Origin of the sequence: Pseudomonas sp. PGPPP1, from assembly GCF_002255865.1 — a bacterium.
GTDB lineage: Bacteria > Pseudomonadota > Gammaproteobacteria > Pseudomonadales > Pseudomonadaceae > Aquipseudomonas > Aquipseudomonas cremoris.
In genome coordinates this window covers 1-6542 of sequence record NZ_NKIG01000062.1, presented here as the reverse complement: position 1 = coordinate 6542, position 6542 = coordinate 1, and the positions used below count along the sequence as shown (strand labels likewise).

The following is a 6542-nucleotide window of genomic DNA, read 5'->3' as shown; positions in this document are numbered from 1 at the left end:
CAAGGCGCCCCGCGTTATAAGCGGGCGGCGTGATGCTGAACAAATACCCTCTGTGGAAATACGTACTGATCCTGGCGGTGCTGGCGATCGGTTTTATTTATTCCGCTCCCAATCTCTATCCTGATGACCCTGCGATCCAGATCACTGGCGCCAGCACTTCGCTGCAAGTCAATCAGGCTGATCTGGAACGCGCGAGCAAAGCGCTCACCGACGCGGGTATCCAGGTCAAGGCGGCATCGTTGGCGGCTGATGCGAAGGGCGGCTTGCTGCGCCTGACCAAGGCAGAAGACCAATTGCCGGCCAAAGACGTCGTGCGCAAGGCCATGGGTGATGACTACGTTGTCGCGCTCAACCTGGCACAGACCACGCCAAAATGGCTGCGCAGCATTGGCGCGCATCCGATGAAGCTGGGTCTGGACTTGTCCGGTGGTGTGCACTTCCTGTTGGAAGTCGATATGGACAAGGCCCTCGACGCACGCCTGAAGGTTTATGAAGGCGATGTGAAGAGCCTGCTGCGTAAAGAGAAGTTGCGTTATCGCAGCTTGCCGCAGCTCAACGGCGCCATCCAGCTGGGCTTCTCCGACGAAGCTTCCCGCGAACAGGCCCGTGCTTTGATCCGCAAGAACTTCAACGATTTCGACATCGTACCGGCCGACCTCAATGGCCAGCCTGTACTGCGTCTGGCGATGACCCCAGCCAAGCTGGCGGAAATCCGCGAATACTCCATCAAGCAGAACTTGACCACGGTACGTAACCGCGTCAACGAGCTGGGTGTAGCCGAGCCGATCGTTCAGCGCCAGGGTGCTAACCGTATCGTGGTTGAGCTGCCGGGCGTACAAGACACTGCTGAAGCCAAACGTATCCTGGGCAAGACTGCGAACCTGGAATTCCGTCTGGCTGCTGAGCCGGGTGCTACCCGCGCTACTTCCGAAGAGTTTGAATTCCGCGAAGGTAACCGTCCTCCAGCGTTGATCGAGCGTGGCTTGATCATCACCGGTGACCAGGTGACTGATGCCAAGGCTGGTTTCGGCGAGCACGGTACCCCCGAAGTGAACATCCGTCTGGATGGTCATGGCGGCGAACTGATGAGCCGCGCAACGCGCAGCAACGTTGGTCGCAGCATGGCGGTCATCTTCATCGAGCAACGTCCGGTCACCACTTACACGAAGCAAGTGGTCAACGGCGTCGAGAAAGATGTACCAGTGCAGACCTTCAAGGAAGAGAAGAAGATCATCAGCCTGGCGACCATCCAGTCGCCGCTGGGTGCTCAATTCCGTATCACTGGCCTGAACGGCCAGGGCGAATCCTCGGAACTGGCTCTGCTGCTGCGTGCGGGTGGCCTGGCTGCACCGATGTACTTCGCTGAAGAGCGCACCATCGGCCCGAGCCTGGGTGCTGACAACATCACCAAGGGTATCGACGCAGCCTTGTGGGGCATGCTGTTCGTATCCCTGTTCATCATCGCCATCTACCGCTTCTTCGGCATCATCGCCACCGTCGCCCTGGCGGGCAACATGGTGATGCTGTTGGCCTTGATGTCGCTGCTGGGCGCTACACTGACACTGCCAGGTATTGCCGGTATCGTACTCACCATGGGTATGGCGGTAGACGCCAACGTACTGATCTTCTCGCGGATTCGTGAAGAGATCGCGGCGGGCATGACCGTGCAGCGTGCAATCAACGAAGGCTTCGGCCGGGCATTTACTGCGATTCTTGACTCCAACCTGACTACCTTGTTGGTCGGCGGGATTCTCTTTGCCATGGGCACCGGCCCGGTCAAAGGTTTTGCGGTGACCATGTCCCTCGGTATCTTTACCTCGATGTTCACGGCCATCATGGTGACCCGCGCAATGGTCAACCTGATCTTTGGCGGGCGTGACTTCAAGAAGTTGTGGATTTAAGGGGCTGCCATGTTACGTACAATCAACTTCATGGGCGTTCGCAACGTTGCGTTCGGCGTCACCGTGCTCCTTACCGTACTGGCGTTGTTCAGCTGGTTCCATAAGGGCCTGAACTACGGCCTGGACTTCACCGGCGGTACGCTCATCGAGCTGACCTACGAGAAGCCAGCCGACGTTACCCTGGTGCGCAACGAGCTGGTCAAGGCGGGCTATCACGAAGCCATCGTGCAGAGCTTCGGCGCGACCACTGACCTGCTGGTGCGTATGCCTGGCGAAGACCCGCAGCTGGGTCACCAGGTAGCCGAGGCCTTGCAGAAGGTCGGCGGTGATAACCCGGCGTCGGTCAAGCGCGTTGAGTTCGTAGGCCCGCAAGTGGGTGAAGAGCTGCGCGACCAAGGCGGCCTCGGCATGCTGATGGCGCTGGTCGGCATCATGATCTACCTGGCTTTCCGCTTTCAGTGGAAGTTCGGTGTCGGCGCCATTGTGTCGCTGATTCACGACGTGATCGTGACCGTGGGTATTCTGGCGTACTTCCAGATCACCTTCGATCTGACCGTACTGGCGGCTGTACTTGCGATCATTGGTTACTCCCTCAACGACACCATCGTGGTATTCGACCGAGTTCGTGAGAACTTCCGTGTGCTGCGCAAGGCTTCGTTGATCGAGAACATCAACGTCTCCACCACCCAGACCCTGCTGCGGACCATGGCAACATCGATCTCCACCTTGCTGGCGATTGCTGCACTGATGATCTTCGGTGGCGACAACCTGTGGGGCTTCTCCCTGGCGCTGTTCATCGGCGTTCTGGCGGGTACCTACTCGTCGATCTACATCGCCAACGTGGTGCTGATCTGGCTGAACCTCAACAGCGAAGACCTGATCCCTCCAGCCAGCACTGGCAAGGAGGTCGACGACCGCCCTTGATGGGCGATTGTTGATCCGCTGTTACAAGAAAGGCACGAGTATTGAACTCGTGCCTTTTTTTTTGCTCCAAGGCTGGGTATAGCGCGGACGTTTCGGTCCGCTTGTGATGGTCAGGAGGTTCACGTGAACAAGTCGTTGCTGGTTGGTGCGGTATTGGGTGCTGTCGGTGTGACTGCCGGGGGCGCTGTTGCCACCTACAGCCTGGTTAAAAGCGGCCCTGAGTATGCGCAAGTGCTGGCGGTGCAGCCGGTTAAATCCCAAATCAAAACCCCTCGCGAGGTCTGCAAGGACGTCGCCGTGACGCGGCAGAAGCCGGTGCAGGATCAGCATCAGATCGTCGGCACCGTGGTCGGTGCGCTGGCCGGTGGCTTGTTGGGCAACCAGGTCGGTGGCGGTAATGGCAAGAAGCTGGCTACCGTAGCTGGCGCGGTCGGTGGCGGATATGCGGGTAACAAGGTTCAGGAAGGTATGCAGAACCGCGACACCTATACCACCACACAAACCCGCTGCAACACCGTTAACGACATCAGCGACAAAGTCGTTGGTTATGACGTGCGTTACAACCTGGATGGCAAGGAAGGCACCGTACGTATGGATCGTGATCCAGGTGGCCAGATCCCAGTCGACAAAGAAGGTCGTCTGATCCTGGGTCAAAACCAGCAGTAATCCCAGGCCTGGCGTAGATCAAAATGTGGGAGCAGGCTTGCTCGCGAATGCGGTAGATCAGTCATAGTAGCTTTGACTGTCACTCCGCATTCGCGAGCAAGCCCGCTCCCACATTTGTTTGTGTGTTGTTGCCGCCAGTTGTGGCACGACCAAACGCCAGGCAAAAAAAAAGCACCCCGAAGGGTGCTTTTTGGCTCGCTCGCTTAGCGTTTCAGCGAAGCCGGCAGGTGCGGCTGGATCGCCGTCAGTACTGCCTTGAAGCATTTGGTGTTACCAGCAACCACGTGGCCTTTCTCGAGGAAGTCGTGACCGCCGGTGAAGTCGCTCACCAAGCCGCCAGCTTCCTGGATCAACAGTGCGCCTGCAGCCATGTCCCATTCGGACAGGCCCGACTCCCAGAACGCATCAAAACGACCGGCGGCAACATACGCCAGGTCCAGGCTTGCTGCGCCAGCGCGACGAATGCCAGCGGTCTGGCCAACCAGGGCGCGGAACATGCCCAGGTAGTTTTCCAGGTTGTCCATCTGGTCGTCACGGAACGGGAAGCCGGTACCCAGCAATGCGCCGTCCAGGCTGGTGCGGCCGCTGACACGCAGGCGACGACCGTTCAGTTGGGCGCCACGGCCACGGCTGGCGGTAAATTCTTCCTGGCGAACCGGGTCCAGAACGACGGCGTGTTCCAGGCGGCCACGGTATTTGCACGCGATGCTCACGGCAAAGTGCGGAATACCGCGCAGGAAGTTGGTGGTGCCGTCCAGTGGGTCGATGATCCACAGGTAGTCTTCGCCTTCGCCGCTACCTTTGTGCAGGCCGGTTTCTTCACCGAGGATGCCGTGGGTAGGGTAGGCCTTGCGCAGGGCGTCGATGATTTTCTGTTCGGCGGCGCGATCCACCTCGGATACGTAATCCTTGGCGTCTTTTTCGTCGACCTTGATGGTATCCAGGCGCTCGATGGAGCGGAAGATCAATTCACTGGCGCTGCGGGCGGCGCGCAGCGCGATATTCAGCATGGGCTGCATGGATGTGTCACCTAAGGTTGTTAAAGAAAGCCGAGCATTCTAGCAGAAACTTTCTTCAGGTGAAGGACGACGTTAGCTTTCATGGCATAACCTTAGGCTGTTCTGTAAGATTTGCTCCCCTTTCCCGTGTCCGAGAGCGCCTCCCTTGCTGCAAAACATTCGTGTCGTCTTGGTCAATACCAGTCATCCCGGCAATATCGGTGGGGTGGCGCGAGCCATGAAAAACATGGGGCTGACGCGCCTGGTCCTGGTCGAGCCGCGTGTGTTCCCGCACCACGAGGCTGATGCCCGCGCGTCCGGCGCCAATGACATCCTTGAAAAAGCCCAAGTCGTCGCCACCCTTGAAGACGCCTTGGTCGGCTGCAATCTAGTGCTTGGCACCAGCGCTCGCGACCGTCGAATCCCGTGGCCACTGTTGGATCCGCGCGAATGCGGTACCAAGGTGGTAGAGGAGGCCGCTGGCGGTGCTGAGATCGCCTTGGTGTTCGGTCGTGAGGACTCAGGCCTCACCAATGACGAGCTGCAGCGATGTCATTATCACGTGCACATCCCATCAGACCCCGAGTTCAGCTCGCTGAACCTCGGGGCGGCGGTGCAGGTGTTGACCTACGAAGTGCGCATGGCCTGGTTGGCGGCGGCTGGTCAGCCAAGCAAAGTGGAAAAAGAGGAGGTTGCGTCGACCAAAAGTGGCGAGCTGGCCACCATGGACGAGCTGGAGCGATTCTATGAGCACCTGGAGCAAACCCTGGTGGCCATCGAATTTCTCGATCCTGAAAAACCGCGGCACTTGATGGCGCGCCTGCGTCGCTTGTACGGACGTAGCTCGGTCAGCCGGGCAGAAATGAATATATTGCGTGGCATCCTCACGGAAACCCAAAAAGCGGCCCGTGGCGAGCTTCTTAAGCGGAAGGATTAAAAATGTTCGAGCGTTTGCGAGAAGATATCCAGAGTGTTTTCCACCGTGATCCGGCGGCGCGCAACGCGTTTGAAGTGCTGACTTGTTATCCGGGGATGCACGCGATTTGGATTCACCGCTTGTCCGGTGCCTTGTGGGGCATGGGTTGGAAATGGCTGGCTCGGTTGGTGTCGAACTTTGGTCGCTGGCTGACCGGGATCGAGATTCATCCCGGTGCCAAAGTGGGGCGCCGTTTCTTTATCGACCATGGCATGGGCATCGTTATCGGTGAGACCGCTGAAATCGGCGATGACGTGACTCTGTACCAAGGCGTGACCCTAGGTGGCACCAGTTGGAACAAAGGCAAGCGTCACCCGACGCTGGGCGATGGCGTGGTGGTGGGGGCGGGTGCCAAGGTGCTTGGCCCGTTTACCGTCGGTGCGGGTGCCAAGGTGGGGTCCAATGCCGTCGTGACCAAGGCTGTGCCGCCTGGCGCAACCGTTGTCGGTATCCCTGGCCGGATCATCGTCAAGCCGGAAGCCGGCGACGAGCAGGAAGCCAAGCGCAAGGCTATGGCTGAGAAGATTGGCTTTGATGCCTACGGCGTCAGCGAGGACATGCCTGACCCAGTGGCGCGGGCCATTGGCCAATTGCTCGACCATTTGCAAGCAGTGGATGGCAAGCTGGAAGGGATGTGCGGTGCGCTGAAGGATCTGGGCAGCCCTTACTGCGCCAAGGACCTGCCTGAATTGCGCGAGGAAGACTTCGCCGAGATCAAGGACGAGGCTGCCACCAAGGCAGGCTAGTTCCAAGGGCTGATACATAGCCCTGTGGGAGCTGGCTTGTCGGGTCGCCGCATCGCTGCGATTGCGGTGGGTCAGTGACCCAGGAGGCAGTTGGCACACCGCTATCGCAGGCAAGCCAGCTCCCACATTTTACCTCCATTGGTCTTGCCATCCCAATCCAGCAGCCTTCCCGCTGTTCGATTCCACCCCATCCTGCTATGATTCGCGCGCCCTTTTTACGGGTAATCCTGACTAAAGTACTAGGTCTTATAGTTGACTTAAATACTCGGGAATCGCATACTTGCCCACATTCTGAAACACCTTGGTAATTGTCCATGAGACTGACTACAAA

At 58.6% G+C, this 6542-nt stretch carries 6 protein-coding genes; 5 read left to right on the top strand and 1 reads right to left on the bottom strand.

Going from position 1 to position 6542, the window contains the following annotated elements; translation table 11 throughout:
- Positions 1–32: 32 nt before the first annotated feature.
- The 3 genes from secD (at position 33) to CFE47_RS30720 (ending at position 3491) form a co-directional block, all read left to right on the top strand.
- Entirely contained in the window at positions 33–1901 is a 1869-nt protein-coding gene (gene secD, locus CFE47_RS30730) for a protein translocase subunit SecD (RefSeq protein ID WP_286842895.1), read from the top strand.
- A gap of 9 nt (positions 1902–1910) precedes the next feature.
- Entirely contained in the window at positions 1911–2825 is a 915-nt protein-coding gene (secF, locus tag CFE47_RS30725; RefSeq protein WP_028617853.1) for a protein translocase subunit SecF, read from the top strand.
- A 123-nt stretch (positions 2826–2948) separates the two neighbouring features.
- Positions 2949–3491 (top strand): glycine zipper 2TM domain-containing protein, encoded by a 543-nt coding sequence (locus tag CFE47_RS30720; protein WP_286842890.1) that lies wholly within the window; start codon positions 2949–2951, stop codon positions 3489–3491.
- Between the two features lie 203 nt (positions 3492–3694).
- Here CFE47_RS30720 and suhB read toward each other — a convergent pair whose 3' ends face one another.
- Positions 3695–4510 (bottom strand): type III secretion system regulator SuhB, encoded by an 816-nt coding sequence (suhB, locus tag CFE47_RS30715; protein WP_003175971.1) that lies wholly within the window; start codon positions 4508–4510, stop codon positions 3695–3697.
- A gap of 145 nt (positions 4511–4655) precedes the next feature.
- Between suhB and trmJ the strand changes: the two genes are divergently transcribed.
- Positions 4656–5426 carry a tRNA (cytosine(32)/uridine(32)-2'-O)-methyltransferase TrmJ gene (gene trmJ, locus CFE47_RS30710; protein ID WP_105523900.1) on the top strand — a complete coding sequence of 257 codons (771 nt, stop codon included), beginning with the start codon at positions 4656–4658 and terminating at the stop codon, positions 5424–5426.
- A gap of 2 nt (positions 5427–5428) precedes the next feature.
- Positions 5429–6211, top strand: a complete 783-nt coding sequence (gene cysE, locus CFE47_RS30705) for a serine O-acetyltransferase (RefSeq protein ID WP_286842888.1) — start codon at positions 5429–5431, stop codon at positions 6209–6211.
- Positions 6212–6542 lie beyond the last annotated feature (331 nt).

What these genes read in the sequence shown, in the direction of transcription:
- secD (WP_286842895.1), top strand. Translation starts at nt 33, where the DNA reads ATGCTGAACAAATACCCTCTGTGGAAATACGTACTGATCCTGGCGGTG.
- secF (WP_028617853.1), top strand. Translation starts at nt 1,911, where the DNA reads ATGTTACGTACAATCAACTTCATGGGCGTTCGCAACGTTGCGTTCGGC.
- suhB (WP_003175971.1), bottom strand. Translation starts at nt 4,510, where the DNA reads ATGCAGCCCATGCTGAATATCGCGCTGCGCGCCGCCCGCAGCGCCAGT.
- cysE (WP_286842888.1), top strand. Translation starts at nt 5,429, where the DNA reads ATGTTCGAGCGTTTGCGAGAAGATATCCAGAGTGTTTTCCACCGTGAT.